This window comes from Paenibacillus sp. UNC496MF, assembly GCF_900113915.1.
GTDB lineage: Bacteria > Bacillota > Bacilli > Paenibacillales > Paenibacillaceae > Paenibacillus_Z > Paenibacillus_Z artemisiicola.
Window position 1 is genome coordinate 238016 of record NZ_FORE01000004.1, and the last position, 14776, is coordinate 252791.

A 14776-nucleotide genomic window follows, 5' to 3' on the forward strand; every position below is an offset into this window, starting at 1 on the left:
GTTTTTTTCGGTTCGGCGCCCGGAATCGGGTTCGGGTCAGCCGTTCGACGCAAGCGGGGCGATGCAGCTCTCGTCGTCCTTCGCGACGCTGCCCACCTGCGCGCCGACCGGATAGGCCTCCAGCAGCTCGGACGGGAACGGGCGCAGCAGGCGGTTCAGCGTCGCGTTGTCGCGTTCGGAGCGGTCCAACCACGTTGCCTCGTCTTCGGGCCGCAGGATGACCGGCATGCGGTTATGGATCGGCTCCATGAGCTCGTTGGGCGCCGTCGTCAGCACCGTGCAGGTGCTCAGCTTGACGCCGTCCGGGGATATCCAAGTGTCGTAGAGGCCGGCCATGCTGAACAGCTTCCGGTCGCGACGGACGATGCGCATCGGCTGCTTGCGCCCTTCCTCCTGCCGCCATTCGTAGAAGCCGTCGGCCGGAATGACGCAGCGCTTGCGCTCCATCAGCTTGCGGAACGCCGGCTTCTCCCAGACCGTTTCGGAACGGGCGTTGATCATTTTGGCGGCCAGCTTCGTCGTTTCGGCCCAGGAAGGGACGAGGCCCCATTTCAGCTCGCCGAGCCGGTTCTTCTCGCCGTCGTGGATGACCGCGAGCACCATTTGGCCCGGCGCGACGTTGTATTTCGGCTGCTGGTAAGGCGCGTTCGAGTCGGAGATCCAGTAATGGAGCAGCAGCTCCTCGAGCGTAACGGTAATCGTATAGCGTCCGCACATGGCGCTTAAGCCTCCTCCCGTACCGAAACGGCACGTCTTTGCATAGCTATAGTATACTACAACGGCTAAGCGAGCGTGGAGCAGCCCATACTAATCCACAACGGATGCGGCAGAACAGAGATACGGGAGAACGGATGTAAAGGAAGGAGGACGAACGGCGATGACTCAACATCGGCCGCGCCGCGGCAAGCCGTCGCTGTTCGGATGGCTGCTGCACGCGCTGCGGCTCGTCCGCGATTACGCGGCGCATAAGCGGGACGCGCGCGCCGTCTCGCACGACTTGGCGGCGCACGCGCTGCCGGCCGTCATTCGCCGGGAGTCGGCGGAAGAGCTGTTCGCCGCGCTGGCCCGCGCCGCCGCGGATTCCTCCGGCTCGCAGCCGCAGGCGGAAGGCGCGGGAGGGGACGGCTTATCGGACGAGGAGCGCGCGCTTATTCATCGGATCCGGCACGAAACCGAGCTCGCCAACGTCAATAACGTGACGCGGACCGAAGCCTACCGCGCGGTATATCACCGCATGCCGGAGCTGCACTGGGCGCTGCTCGCGCACGTCGTCTCCCGCAACGGCGGCTGGAACATGACGGATTTGCAGGGCGAGCTGCTGCCGGAGCTGCTGGACGAGGAGAGCCGGCTGCATACGTTCATCCTGCTGGAGCGGATCAACGCGCTTATCTTCCACGACGCCTACCCGCAGCTGCTGCTGTACGAGGCATCCCGCAAGGAAGGACGGGACTTGTCGCCGCTCCTGCCGGCTTTCGGCGTGTCGCGCTTCATGCCGCCCGTCTGGGCGCACTATTGGGAGCGCCGCGATCCCGTGCTGCTGACGACCGCGCTCATCGTGAACGAACAGCACGTCATCGAGGCGCCGCTCGTGCAGAGCGATTACTTCAAGTCGCACGTGACGAAACGGCTGCCGTTCCTGATGCAGATCCCGCTGCAGACGAACACGGTCGTCCTGCCGTACGGCTCCCCGCTCGACGCCGGGGGCGAGATGCAGCTGGCCGGCTTGGTGCTGGAGCAGTTCGGCAGCCTGTACGAGCGGATCGAATTCGGCAAGCGGCTCTACGCGATCCTCCTGCGCGTGCCGGAGGTGATGCAGGGCGTGCTCGCGTTCGTGCGCGGCGTTCATCATACGGGCTCCCGCGCGGATTACGCGCCGCATCTGTTCGCGAAGGAGCGCGAGGCGTTCGACTGGGACGCCGCGTACGAAGAACGGCTGGCGGGCTGCAGCCTGATTCAAGGCGCGAAGAAGCTGCTCAGCCCCGAGCTGGCCGCCGCGTGGCCGAACGTGCCGGTCGCCATTCCGGAGCGGAGCGACTGGCTGCAGGACCCGGAGGCCGTCGCGGCTTACTTCGAGGAGCTGCCGCTGCCGGCTATCTTCGAGATTACGTTCGAGCACTGCATGGCATTCAATAAGCTGGAGCTGGCCGTGCAGGCGAAGCAGCGGTTCGGCGGGAACGGCAAAAGGCGATAAGCGCGGCTGATCGGTCAGCCGGCTTATCGCCTTTTTGGGCTTGCTCGGGGACGGGACGCGCCCGGTCCGTACGGTTAACGGCGGTGCAGCAGCTCCCAGCGGTAAACGTACTCGAAGAGGAATTCGAACGCCTCGAGATGGCGTTTCGCCTCGAAGGCGTTGGCGCCCCAGGCGTAGATGCCGTGCTTGCGCAGCATGATGCCCGGAATGCGCTTGTCGAGCCGCTCCGTCACTTCCGGCACGATGCTCGGAATATGGGCGTAGTTCGAGACGATCGGAATCTCGATATGCGCTTCCTCGTCCCAGATGTTGAACGCTTTGATCAGCTCCACGCCGTCGACGGGAATCGATTTGCGTTCCCAGAACAGCTCGGAGACGAGGTTGTTGAACACCGTATGGACGTGGAAAATCGCGCCGCAGCCCGTTTGCCGGTAAATCTCGCAGTGGATGAGCGTCTCGGCGGACGGCTTCAGGCCCGTCGTCTCGCTCGGCTTGCCTTCGCGGTCGACGAAGAGGAAGTCCTCCGGCGTCGACAAGGACTTGTCCTTGCCGCTCGCCGTGATGGCGAAGTGAAAGTCGTCCGGCGCGATATCGCCGACGCGGACGGACAGGTTGCCGCTCGTGCCGGGGAACCAGCCGCGGTCCGCGAAGAGGCGCTTCACGTCGGTCAGCTCGGCGAGCGCCCGTTGTTTCGTTTCGAGGGAAAGGGATGCAAAGGACATCGGTTAACGTGTCGCCTCCTGCAGCTTCAATTGATCGATGACGTCGTGGAACGTCTCGTATTCGTGGCACGGCAGTCCGAGCTCCGCGCATTTCTGCGTCAGGTGGGAGCGGGCGAAGACGGTGTCCACGAGCTTCGCGCCTTCGAAATCGGTGACGCTGTCGCCGATCAGGATGCGCTCGTACCGGTCGGCCGGGAAACGGTTAATGATCGTCTTCTTGCACATGCCGCATTCCGTCGCGCAATCCGGACCGCAAGGATGCGGCCAGGTGATCTCGATGGACGCTCCGCTGAAGTCGCTGCCGTTGCAATAGATATGGTCTTCCGGGATGCCGAACGGCGCGAGCAGCGGATAGACGAAGAAATCGATGCCGCCGCTCGTCACGTAAAAGTCGATGCCGTTGTCCTTGCAGTACCGCAGCAAGTCGGCGAACCCCGCCCGAATGCGCGCGTTCGAAATCGCGTAGTCGACGACCTCGCGCTTCATGGAAGACGGAAGCAGGCGAAACAGCTCGCCGACGCCCTGCTTGATGGACTTCGCTTGGCTGACGATCGCGTTCACGATCGCTTCCCAGCCCGGCGGGTTGAAGTGGCGGATGATCGCCACGATGTTGTCGTTCTCGGTGATGGTGCCGTCAAAATCGCAAAAGATGACGCGCTGCTTGGTCATGGTCGCCGCTCCTTCGTTCATCGTCATGGGTGCTTGTGGCCCCAGCTGTCGATCGCCGCGCGAAGCGCCTCGCTGCCCGGCTGCGCGGCTGCCTCCGGCAGGGACTCGCCGCGAAGCGTCGCGTCGATGGCCTGGCGGAACGCCTGTCCGCCGGCGGCCGTGCCCATCGGATGGCCGTGGATGCCGCCGCCGGCGTTGACGACGACGTCGGTGCCGAAGTCGCGCAGAATGAGCGGCACGAGGCCGGGATGAATGCCCGCGGACGGCACCGGGAAGCTCGTCCGTACCGGCAGGGCCGGATCGAGCAGGGCGGCCTGCACGGCCAGGTTCTCTTCCCGCGGCATGACGACGGAGCCGTAGGGGGACGGGAAGAGCGCCAGGTCCGCGCCGGCGAGCCGCATGAGCTTGCCGAGCAGCAGCGGCGCCGCGATGCCGTAATGCGGCGACGGATAGAACGCGCCCGCCATCGCCGGATGCGCGGCGATCGGCACGTTAATCTCCGGATCGGCGCTCAGCTCGTGCAGAACGTCGAAGCCGTACGCCAGCACGTTGAAGAGCAGGGCGTTGGCGCCGGAGGCGATCGCGAGCTTCGCTTGCGAGGCCAGTTTCGACGTCGGACCGGTGAGGTTCACCGCGTAGAGCAGCTTCTGGCCGGTCTCGGCTTCCGCCTGGCGGGCCGCCTCCATGCACGCCTCGACGCGCTTCCGGAGGGGAGTCAGCGGGTTCTCGAACAAAATTTCGTCGTCCTTGATCAGGTCGACCCCGCCGAGCGCCTGCTTATAAAATTGCTCGCGCAGGTTCGGCAGGTCGTGGCCGATGACGGATTTGAAAATGCTCATCAGAAGCGGACGCTCCTTGACCCCGAGTTGCTCGCGGACGCCGTCCATGCCGAACTTCGGCCCCGGGAACGCGGACAGGAAGTCGGACGAAAATCCTAGGTCGAGCAGCTTGATGCGCCCGTCCATGGACAGCTTGCCGAACACGGTGACGAGCAGGGCGGGCAGGTCGCGGCTGAAATTGACGTCCGGGTAGGCGATGACGATGTCCGCGTAACGGGTGCCCGGTTCCGAGCCGCCATGCTCCGTTACGGACACGACGCGGCCCAGATGCTTCTCCATCTCGGCTTTGCGCGCTTCCGGCAGGTCGGTCCAGCTGCCGACGGTCAGGCCGACGGCGATGCCGAGCGCTTTCTTTTGAAAATCGGCTTTATCGTCGTAGCAGCGATACGTCGCTGTGCAGTACGCTTGGCTCATGATTTCGCATTCCTTTCGATTTCGGCTCCCATTTCGACGGCGCGCTCGGCCGAACGGGCGACTGCGGCCTCGACCGCCTCCGTGAACCGGTAGGCGTCGAATTTCTCGATGGCCGCCTGCGTCGAGCCGTTCGGCGAGGTCACCTTGCGGCGCAGCTCGGCCGGATCTTCACCCGTAGCTTTTACCATGTGGGCGGCGCCTAGTACGGTCTGGACCGTCAGCTCGCGCGCGGCTTCCGGGGTCAAGCCGAGCTTGGCGCCGGCGGCGATCATCGCTTCCATCATGTAGTAGATATAGGCCGGTCCGCTGCCGGACAGCCCCGTTACGACTTCCAGCAGCGGCTCTTCCACCATAGCGGTGAGGCCGACGGCCTGGAACATCGCGTCGGTCAGCCGCCGCTGCGCGTCGGTCGCCGAAGCCGAAAAGCTGAGGCCCGTCGCGCCTAGCCCGATCGTGCTGGACGTGTTCGGCATCGTCCGGGCGATCGGCATCGGCTTGCCGAGCAGCGTCTCGAGCGTCGCGATCGTCATGCCCGCGATGAGCGAGACGACGAGCTGGCCGGGATGAAGCAGGTCGCGCACGCCGCGGATCGCGTCGGCGGCGTCCTTCGGTTTCATGGCCAAGAAGACGATGTCGGCTTCGCGGAGCATCGTTTCTTTAGCGGCGTCGCCGACGGCGCCGGTAATGCCGTACCGGTCGGACAGCTCGCGCATGCGCTCGGCGTTTTGCCGGTTCATCATGCCGATGCGGGACGGCTCGGTCAGCCCGCGGTCCAGCACGCCGCGCACGAGCGCCTCGGCCATGGAGCCCGCGCCGTAGAAGCATAGGTTCATCGTTTGAATGTCCGGCGCGATGCCGGAAGAGGATAGTGTCGTCATGATTGCGGTAAAACCTCCTTCAAGTAAGCGGACCGCCGCATGCTCTGCATGGAATCAATCCGGGTCGGAACGCTGCATGCAACGTATGGCGCTGCACGCAAACCAATCTGCTTTCATGCAGAATGCTGCATGCAAAGCTCGCGCTTTGCGCGCAAACCAATCCGCTTTCATGCAGAATGCTGCATGCAAAGCTCGCGCTTTGCACGCAAACCAATCCGCTTTCATGCAGAATGCTGCATGCAAAGCTCGCGCTTTGCACGCAAACCAATCTGCTTTCATGCAGAATGCTGCATGCAAAGCTCGCGCTTTGCACGCAAACCAATCTGCTTTAGTTCCTAATTTGCCCGCTGCCGTAGACGCGGAATTTGGTGGACGTCAGCGCGGGCAGGCCCATCGGGCCGCGCGCGTGGAGCTTCTGCGTGCTGATGCCGATTTCGGCGCCGTAGCCGAATTCGAAGCCGTCGGTGAACCGGGTCGACGCGTTGTGGTAGACCGCCGCCGCATCGACGCGCTGCATGAACGCCGCGGCGTTCGCCTCGTCTTCGGTGACGATGCATTCGGAATGCATCGTGCCGAAGCGGGCGATGTGCGTAAGCGCCTGCTCGAGCCCGTCGACGACGCGAATGTTCATGATGTAGTCGTTATACTCCGTGGCGTAATCCGCGTCGGTCGCCGCAGCGGCTTCCGGCACGAGCGCGCGCGTCCGCTCGCAGCCGCGAAGCTCCACGTTCGCGGACCGGAAACGGTCCGCCAGCGCCCGCAGGTGCTTCTCCGCGAAATCTTCGTGGACCAGGAGCGTCTCCATGGAGTTGCAGACGGACGGACGCTGCACCTTGGCGTTGAAGGCGATGTCGGCCGCCATCTCGTACGCGGCGCTCGCGTCGACGAACGTATGGCAGATGCCCGCGCCGGTCTCGATGACCGGCACCGTCGCGTTATCGACGACGTTGCGGATCAGCGCCGCGCCGCCGCGCGGAATGACGACGTCGAGCAGGCCGTTCAGCTTCAGCATCTCGTCGACCGACGCGCGGGAAGGATCCTCGACGAGTTGCAGCGCGTCCGGCGGAAGCGCCGTTCCGGCCAGCGCGCCCCGGAGGACGCCCACGATCCGGCGGTTGGATTCCAGCGCGGCGGAGCCGCCGCGGAGAACGACGGCGTTGCCGGTCTTGAGGCATAAGGCTGCCGCGTCCACCGTCACGTTCGGCCGGGCTTCGTAGATCATGCCGATGACGCCGAGCGGCACGGAAATTTTCTCGACCAGCAGGCCGTTCGGGCGCTGGAACGATTCCAGCGTCAGGCCGACCGGATCGGCCAGCGATTCCACTTGGCGCAATCCTTCGGCGATGCCTGCGACGCGCGCCGGCGTCAATTTCAGGCGGTCGAGCAGCGAATCGCTCGTACCGTTCCCGCGGCCGCGCTCGAGATCGAGCGCGTTCGCCGCGATGATCGCGTCCTGTTCCGCTAGCAGCGCGTCCGCCATGGCGAGAAGCGCTTCGTTCTTTTGCGCCGTCGTCAGGCGGTTCATGATTTGCGCGGCCTGTTTGGCCAGCGCGGCTTTCTCGCGTACTTCGCTCATCGTTTGCCCCTTCTTTCGCTTAACTATTCCAATTCGTCGCGATACCGGTCATTTTAGGCTTTCAGCGTGACCCATTCGTCCCGGTGAATGACTTCCATGCGGACGACCTCGACCCGCCTGCGCACTTCCTCGGAGCTGAGGCCCGCGGCCGCCTGCGCCTGCCAGGCGGCGTAATTGACGACGCCGCGTCCGAGCGTCTCGCCCCGCAGATTGCAGACCTCGACGACGTCGCCCGGATGAAAGTCGCCCTCGATCGCCCGGATGCCGGCGGGGAGAAGGCTCTTGCCCCCGAGGAGCAGCGCCCGTTCGGCGCCTTCGTCCACCAGGATGCGTCCCTGCGGCATGGAATGGAACCCGAGCCACTGCTTCTTCATCGGCAGATTATGCAGGCTCGTATCGAAATACGTCCCGCGCCCGTTGCCGTCGACGGCGAGCATCAGGTCGCCCGGTTCGACGACGCGGCCGATGAAGGCGGGAATGCCCCCGCGCATCGCGATGCGGGCGGCCTCGATTTTGGACCGCATGCCGCCCGTGCCGACGGACGAGCCCGCGCCGCCGGCAATGCTCAGGATGTCGTCCGAGATCTGGTCGACCCGTTCGATGCGGCGCGCGGCGGGATTTTTCCGCGGGTCCTCGGTGTAAAGGCCGTCCATGTCCGTGATGATGACCAGCCGTTTCGCCTTGACCATGTTGCCGACCAACGCCGAAAGCGTGTCGTTGTCGCCGAACTTGAGTTCGTCCGTGGCGACCGTGTCGTTCTCGTTGATGATCGGCACCATGCGCTGCTTGAGCAGCTCTTCGATGGTCAATTGCGCGTTCTGGATCCGCCGGCGGTTGGAGAAGTCGGCGCGCGTGAGCAATATTTGCGCCACGCCGATCCCGCCGTCCGCGCCGTACGAAGCGAACGCCTCTTGATAGGCCTGCATGAGCAGCGCCTGCCCGACGGCCGCGGCCGCCTGCTTCTCGTGCACGATCTTCGGCCTCGCCGCGTAGCCGATCTTGCGGAAGCCGGCCGCCACGGCGCCGGACGTCACGAGCAGCACCTGCCGGCCGGATTCGTGCAGCGCCGCGAGCTCGCGCGCGAAGAACGCGATGCGTTCGCGGTTGAGGCCGCCTTCCTCGGACGTCAGCGAGCTGCTGCCGATTTTGACGACGATCGTCTCTGTCATGTGCGCTCAAACCTTTCCCATGAATGGACTGCGATGCGGTAAAACAAAAAAACTCCCGCCCTCTGCAATGACAAAGGACGAAAGTTCGACTTCCGCGGTACCACCTTTAATTAACGGCCTCTCCGTTCCAGCGGACTGGAAGGGAGCCGTTCGGCTTGAAGACCTGATAACAGCAGGCCGCTGTCCGACTCGTCGCCGGCCGTTCAGGGGTGGGTTTCTGCAGCAGGCGCGGTAAATTCTCGCAGCAAGCGAATTTACTCTCTGGTCGCGTCGCGGATTGCATACTTAGCCCCGTCAAGACGTTGCTCGTGTGAAATTAAAGCTAGCATACCATGTGAGCCGCCGACCTGTAAAGCGATCGGGAGCCCGCGGCTGCGGGCTTGGCATAAAAAAATCGCCCGAACGCTCGTTCAGGCAATTGCGATTGGTTACGGCGCCATCAGCCGAATAAGCCCAGCTTGCCGATCCGGTGGATCGCTTCCGCCAGCCGGTCCTCGGAGGCGAGCAGCCCGAGCCGCACGTAGCCTTCGCCGTGCGTGCCAAAGCCGACGCCCGGCGCGAGGACGACGTCGGCCTGCTCGAGGACGCGGTCCGCGAACGACGCCGACGTGAAGCCTTTCGGCACCGGAAGCCAGCAGAAGAACGAACCGCTCGGCTTGCGGCTTTCCCAGCCGATCTCGTCCATGGCGGCGAACAGCGCTTCGCGGCGGCTTTCGTACGCGGCCGTGAGCTCCGTCACGCACTGCTGCGGACCGGTCAGCGCCGCGGCGGCGGCGGCTTGGATGCCGCCGAACAGGCTGCAGTAATAATGGTCTTGAATCAAATTGATCAGCGAGACCACTTCCGGATTGCCGAGGGCGAAGCCGACGCGCCATCCGGCCATGTTGTACGTCTTCGACAGCGTGTAGAATTCGATGCCGACTTCCTTGGCGCCCGGCGTCTGCAGGAAGCTCACCGGCGCTTTGCCGTCGAAGCCGATCGCCCCGTAAGCGAAATCGCTCGCGACGACGATGCCGTGCTTCGCGGCGAATTCGACGGTGCTCGCGTAGAAATCCGAACCCGCGGTCGCGCCGGTCGGATTGTTCGGATAATTAATGAACATCAGTTTCGCTTTGTCCGCGACGCCGGCCGGAATCGCGGCGTAATCCGGCAGGAAGCCGTTGCCTTCCAAGAGCGGCATGTACTCCATGACGCCTCCGGCCAGCGCGACGCCGGACCAGTAATCCGGATAACCGGGATCCGGCACGAGGCAGACGTCGCCCGGGTTCAGCAGGCACTGGCTGATCTCGATCAAGCCGGTTTTGCCGCCGAAGAGAATCGCGACTTCCTTCTCGGGATCGAGGTCGACGCCGTAGTCTTCTTTATAACGCTGGGCGACGGCCTGCTTCAAGAACGGAAAGCCGCTGAACGGCGGATACTTGTGGTACAGCGGGTTCGGCGCGGCTTCCCGCAGCGCCTCCACGATATGCGGCGGCGTCGGGCGATCGGGATTGCCCTGGCCCAAATTGATGACGTCGCGCCCTTTGGCGGCCTGCGCGTTCGCCTTGCCGACGAGCGCGGCAAAAAATTGAGCCGGCAGACCGGTCATCCGGGTTGCCGGCGCGATTTGAAATGGTTGTGTGCGTTCCATCTTTCTCCTCCACCCTTATTCTATGCTTTAATGTAGCATACGGATCGAATAAGTGTCGAGCATCGGCGGTCCGGCGCGCCGCGCGCTACAGATCCATCGCCTTCAGGAACGGCTTGACGTTCGCTTTGAATTTCAGCAAATAAGGCTTGCGGTTCTCGTCGAAAATAAGCAGCAGCTGCGGTTTTTTCGGGCAGTAGAACAAGAAGACGTCCTGCGTCGTGATCTGCTCCGAGCCGGCTTTGACCGCGGTCGGTTCGTCGAGCGGAATGCGGAAGACGTACCCGCATTTGTCTTCGGCCTGCAGCTTCGGCGACAAGCCGGTGACGCCTTTCAGCCACGATTTGGCATAGCCTTGGAACTCGGGTCCGTTCGGCACCGTCTTGACGACTTTGCCGGCGACGACGTCGAACGCCTGGACGGGACGCTGGTCCGGCATGTGATGGTCCGCGGCGTTCGCGAAGGCGGACAGGGGGAATACCAAACAAAGCAAAAGGCCGAATGCGGCGACGATTTTCAGGCTTCGTATTTTCATGACAAGGGCTCCTTTGGCGATCATGGATTTCGTTTCGTTGTTACGGTGCCCATCTTGACAGCGAAGCATGAGACGTTATGATTAGGTAAAAACTGCGCGGAAGCCGAATAGCGGCGCGGCCGCGCGGCAGGCATGGGAAACGGGAGGCAATGGCAATGAACGGTACGAAATTGAAGGTGGCGCTGGTGCAAATGCACGTGGACGCGGGCGAGCCGGACGCGAACTTCGAACGCGTCGCGCGCAAGCTGGAGGAAGCGGTCGGCGGGGAGACGAAGCCGGAGTTGATCGTGCTGCCCGAGATGTGGAACACGGGCTATGCGCTGGAGCGAATCGAAGACATCGCGGACCAAGGCGGAGAACGCGCGAAGGGGCTGTTGTCCGCGTTCGCGAAAACGCATGGCGTGCGGATCCTCGGCGGGTCGATCGCGGAGAAGCGCGCGGACGGCGTGTACAATACGACCTACGTTTTCGACGAACGGGGCGAGCTGACGGATGCGTATTCCAAAATCCACTTGTTCCGGCTGATGGACGAGGAGAAGTATTTGCAGGCGGGCGACCGGCCCGGCACGCTGAACGCAGGCGCGGTTCAAGCCGGCATGATGATCTGCTACGATCTCCGGTTTCCGGAGCTCGCGCGCAAGCTGGCCTTGGGCGGCGCGAAGGCGCTGTTCGTGCCGGCGCAGTGGCCGAATCCGCGGCTTCACCATTGGCGGACGCTGCTCACGGCGAGGGCCATCGAGAACCAGATGTACGTCGTCGCCTGCAACCGCTGCGGCGCGAGCGGCGACACGACGTTCTTCGGCCATTCCATGATCATCGACCCGTGGGGCGAGATCGTCGCCGAAGCCGGAGAAGCGGAGACGATCCTGCGCGGCGTAATCGATCCCGCGCTCGTCGAAGCGGTGCGCGCGAAGATCCCGGTGTTCGAGGACCGCAGGCCGTCGATGTATTAGTTAATCCGGCAAGGGTAACGGCGCGCGGTACGACGTTCGGCCGCCGGTCAGGAGCCGAAATGCTCTTCGGCGGTCACGTTCAGCGTGGCGATGAACGCTTCGGCCGCTCTCGACAGATAGCGGCCTTTTCGGCTCGCGATGACGAGCGTCCGCGTCGGCTTCGGCGCGTCGAACGACAGATAGGCCGGCGCCAGCTCGCCTTCGGCCGCCCGGATCAGCATCTTCGGGACGAACGTGATGCCCATGCCCGCGGCCACGAGCGACTGCACGGTCTCGATGTTCGTGCTCTCGAACACGACGCGCGGCTCGAAGCCGGCCCGCTCGCACGTTTCCAGTACGATTTGGCGGAAGCCTTGGCCCTTCTTCAGAACGATGAACGGCTCCGCGCGCAGCTCGTCGACGCGGACCGGCGTCGTCCGGTTCGCCAGCGCGTGGCCGGGGGGGACGGCCAATATGATTTCCTCCTCGATGATCGGCACCCATTCCAGCGACGGCTCGTGCAGCGGCAGCGCTAGGAGGCTGAGATCGGTCTGGCCGCTGGCCGTCAGCTGCTCCAGCTTGGACGGCGTGTCTTCCACGAGCACCACCTCGATCTCGGGAAAGCGGCGGTTGAAGATCGGCAGGACGATGGGGAGGACGTGGGAGCCGGTAATCGAGAGGCAGCCCACGACGAGCTTGCCTTTGCGCATGTGCGCGAGATCGTCCAGCTCCTGCTTCAGCTGCTCGACGTTGTCGAGGATGCCCTCCGCCTTCTCCACGAAGACGGCCCCGGCATGCGTCAGCTCGACGGAATTGGTCGTCCGCCGGAAGAGGAGGACGCCGATTTCCTTCTCCAGCTTGGACAGCTGCTGGCTGAGGGACGGCTGCGCGATGTGCAGCTTCTCGGCGGCGCGCGAAAAGTTTTTCTCCTTGGCGATTTGAATGACGTACTGGAGCTGGCGAAGTTCCAAGTAAAAGCACTTCCTTTCCCGGGCGATTTCCGTTACGATCGTCATAGGCCGTACCTATTGCTTTTATAGATATTATATCTTGGATCAATGAAGAAAGAAATGCTATGATGACTGCATGGATTTCATAGACAGCGCAACCGCACTTATGAGACTACGATGAGGTGAGTTCAATGACGAAGAGAACGATGTTTGAGAAAATTTGGGATAACCACGTCATTCATGCCGAAGCCGGCAAGCCGAGCGTTATTTATATCGACCTGCACCTCGTGCACGAAGTAACGTCTCCGCAAGCCTTCGAAGGCCTCCGCATGACGGGCCGCCAGGTTCGCCGTCCCGACCTGACGTTCGCGACGATGGACCACAACGTGCCGACGAAGGACCGCTACAACATTTCCGACCCGATCTCCAAGCAGCAGATCGATACGCTGACGCAAAACTGCAAGGATTTCGGCGTCACGCTGTACGACCTCGACTCGATCGACCAAGGCGTCGTGCACGTCATGGGTCCCGAGCTCGGCCTGACGCATCCGGGCAAAACGATCGTCTGCGGCGACAGCCACACGTCCACGCACGGCGCGTTCGGCGCGCTGGCGTTCGGCATCGGCACGTCCGAAGTCGAGCACGTGCTGGCCACGCAATGCCTGCAGCAATCCAAGGCGAAAACGATGGAAATCCGCTTCGTCGGCAGCCGCAAGCCGGGCGTTACGGCGAAGGACTTGATCCTCGGCGTCATCGCGAAATACGGCACCGACTTCGGTACGGGCTACGTCATGGAATACACGGGCGAAGCGATCCGTTCGCTGTCGATGGAAGAGCGCATGACCGTCTGCAACATGTCGATCGAAGCCGGCGCCCGCGCGGGTCTGATCGCGCCGGACGAAACGACGTTCAACTACCTGAAGGGCCGCGAGCACGCGCCGCAGGGCGAAGCGTTCGACCGCGCCGTCGCCGCGTGGAAAGAGCTGGCGACCGACGAAGGCGCGGCGTTCGATAAAGTGCTCGAATTCGACGTCGATTCGCTGATCCCGCAAGTGACCTGGGGCACGAGTCCGGGCATGGGCACCGACATCACGAAGAGCGTGCCGGTTCCGGCCGAGCTGCCGACGGAGAACGAACGCAAAGCGGCCGAGAAGGCGCTGGAATACATGGGCCTGACGCCGGGCACGCCGATGAGCGAGATCGGCATCGACTACGTCTTCATCGGTTCCTGCACGAACGGCCGGATCGAAGACCTGCGCGCCGCCGCCGAGATCGCGCGCGGTTACCAAGTGAGCGACCGCGTCACGGCGATCGTCGTGCCGGGCTCCGGACGCGTCAAACTGCAGGCCGAGAAGGAAGGCCTCGACAAAGTGTTCACCGAAGCGGGCTTCGAATGGCGCGACGCCGGCTGCTCCATGTGCCTCGCGATGAATCCCGACGTGCTTGAGCCGGGCCAACGCTGCGCGTCGACGTCCAACCGCAACTTCGAGGGCCGTCAAGGCCGCGGCGGGCGCACGCACCTCGTATCGCCGGCCATGGCCGCGGCAGCCGCGATCACGGGCAAATTCACGGACGTCCGCGACTGGAAAATCAAGTCCGAAGTGCTGAACTAACGGGGAACGAGAGAGGAGCCAACCAACATGGAAGCATTCAAACAACTGACGGGGATCGCCGTTCCGGTGGACCGGGTGAACGTCGACACGGACGCCATTATTCCGAAACAATTCCTGAAGCGCATCGAGCGCAGCGGCTTCGGCCAATTCCTGTTCTTCGAATGGCGCTGGGACGAGAAGGGCAACGTCATCGAGTCGTTCAGCCTGAACCAGCCGCGCTACAAGGGCGGCGAAGTGCTGCTGTCCCGCGCCAACTTCGGCTGCGGATCTTCCCGCGAGCACGCGCCTTGGGCGATCCTCGACTACGGGTTCAAGGTCGTCATCGCGCCGTCGTTCGCGGACATCTTCTACAACAACTGCTTCAAGAACGGCATCCTGCCGATCAAGCTGAGCGAGGAGCAGGTGGAAGAGCTGTTCCAACGCACGGCGAAGACGGAAGGCTACAAGCTGTCGGTCGACCTTGAGACCAAAACGATCACCGACGACCAAGGCCTGAGCATTCCGTTCGACCTTGACGAGCACCGCCGCCAATTCCTGCTGCTCGGCCTGGACGACATCGGCCTCACGCTGCAGCACGAAGACAAAATCGCCGCCTACGAAGCCAGCCGCGTCGCGTACTAAGCGGCCCCTCGCGGCGTTTCGCCACCGGAAAACCCCGGCA

The 14776-nt window shown here is 63.5% G+C and carries 14 protein-coding genes; 4 read left to right on the forward strand and 10 right to left on the reverse strand.

Annotation, left to right across the window (positions count from 1 at the left end; translation table 11 throughout):
* Positions 1 to 36: 36 nt before the first annotated feature.
* Positions 37 to 717: an SOS response-associated peptidase gene (locus BMZ79_RS01090; protein WP_090635826.1), complete on the reverse strand. Its 681-nt coding sequence runs from the start codon at positions 715 to 717 to the stop codon at positions 37 to 39.
* 160 nt (positions 718 to 877) lie between these two features.
* Here BMZ79_RS01090 and BMZ79_RS01095 point away from each other — a divergent pair, with 160 nt between their 5' ends.
* Positions 878 to 2191 (forward strand): DUF2515 family protein, encoded by a 1314-nt coding sequence (locus tag BMZ79_RS01095; protein ID WP_090635828.1) that lies wholly within the window; start codon positions 878 to 880, stop codon positions 2189 to 2191.
* A gap of 74 nt (positions 2192 to 2265) precedes the next feature.
* Here BMZ79_RS01095 and mtnB read toward each other — a convergent pair whose 3' ends face one another.
* The 8 genes from mtnB to BMZ79_RS01135 form a co-directional block, all read right to left on the reverse strand.
* Entirely contained in the window at positions 2266 to 2913 is a 648-nt protein-coding gene (gene mtnB, locus BMZ79_RS01100; protein WP_090635829.1) for a methylthioribulose 1-phosphate dehydratase, read from the reverse strand.
* Between the two features lie 3 nt (positions 2914 to 2916).
* The gene (locus BMZ79_RS01105; protein ID WP_090635831.1) at positions 2917 to 3582 is read right to left on the reverse strand and encodes a 2-hydroxy-3-keto-5-methylthiopentenyl-1-phosphate phosphatase; all 666 of its coding nucleotides are present in this window, start codon (positions 3580 to 3582) and stop codon (positions 2917 to 2919) included.
* Positions 3583 to 3605: 23 nt separating this feature from the next.
* Positions 3606 to 4835, reverse strand: a complete 1230-nt coding sequence (locus tag BMZ79_RS01110; RefSeq protein WP_090635832.1) for a 2,3-diketo-5-methylthiopentyl-1-phosphate enolase — start codon at positions 4833 to 4835, stop codon at positions 3606 to 3608.
* Positions 4832 to 5713: a pyrroline-5-carboxylate reductase gene (proC, locus tag BMZ79_RS01115; RefSeq protein ID WP_090635834.1), complete on the reverse strand. Its 882-nt coding sequence runs from the start codon at positions 5711 to 5713 to the stop codon at positions 4832 to 4834. Before proC ends, BMZ79_RS01110 begins: the two co-directional genes overlap by 4 nt.
* Positions 5714 to 6041: 328 nt before the next feature.
* Complete coding sequence (locus BMZ79_RS01120; protein WP_090635835.1) at positions 6042 to 7289, reverse strand: glutamate-5-semialdehyde dehydrogenase; 1248 nt, start codon at positions 7287 to 7289, stop codon at positions 6042 to 6044.
* A 53-nt stretch (positions 7290 to 7342) separates the two neighbouring features.
* Positions 7343 to 8458, reverse strand: a complete 1116-nt coding sequence (proB, locus tag BMZ79_RS01125; RefSeq protein ID WP_090635837.1) for a glutamate 5-kinase — start codon at positions 8456 to 8458, stop codon at positions 7343 to 7345.
* Positions 8459 to 8897: 439 nt separating this feature from the next.
* A complete protein-coding gene (locus BMZ79_RS01130) occupies positions 8898 to 10088 on the reverse strand; it encodes a pyridoxal phosphate-dependent aminotransferase (protein ID WP_090635838.1) in 1191 nt (396 codons plus the stop codon).
* A gap of 85 nt (positions 10089 to 10173) precedes the next feature.
* Positions 10174 to 10620 carry a hypothetical protein gene (locus BMZ79_RS01135; protein WP_090635840.1) on the reverse strand — a complete coding sequence of 149 codons (447 nt, stop codon included), beginning with the start codon at positions 10618 to 10620 and terminating at the stop codon, positions 10174 to 10176.
* 155 nt (positions 10621 to 10775) lie between these two features.
* On the opposite strand from BMZ79_RS01135, the gene BMZ79_RS01140 reads away from it, so the two are divergent.
* Positions 10776 to 11573 (forward strand): carbon-nitrogen family hydrolase, encoded by a 798-nt coding sequence (locus BMZ79_RS01140; RefSeq protein WP_090635841.1) that lies wholly within the window; start codon positions 10776 to 10778, stop codon positions 11571 to 11573.
* A gap of 47 nt (positions 11574 to 11620) precedes the next feature.
* Here BMZ79_RS01140 and BMZ79_RS01145 read toward each other — a convergent pair whose 3' ends face one another.
* Positions 11621 to 12523 carry a LysR family transcriptional regulator gene (locus tag BMZ79_RS01145; protein WP_090635843.1) on the reverse strand — a complete coding sequence of 301 codons (903 nt, stop codon included), beginning with the start codon at positions 12521 to 12523 and terminating at the stop codon, positions 11621 to 11623.
* Between the two features lie 170 nt (positions 12524 to 12693).
* On the opposite strand from BMZ79_RS01145, the gene leuC reads away from it, so the two are divergent.
* Together leuC and leuD are read left to right on the forward strand one after the other, a co-directional pair.
* A complete protein-coding gene (gene leuC / locus BMZ79_RS01150) occupies positions 12694 to 14115 on the forward strand; it encodes a 3-isopropylmalate dehydratase large subunit (RefSeq protein ID WP_090635844.1) in 1422 nt (473 codons plus the stop codon).
* Positions 14116 to 14142: 27 nt separating this feature from the next.
* Positions 14143 to 14736, forward strand: coding sequence for a 3-isopropylmalate dehydratase small subunit (leuD, locus tag BMZ79_RS01155; protein ID WP_090635846.1), 594 nt, complete (start codon positions 14143 to 14145; stop codon positions 14734 to 14736).
* Positions 14737 to 14776 lie beyond the last annotated feature (40 nt).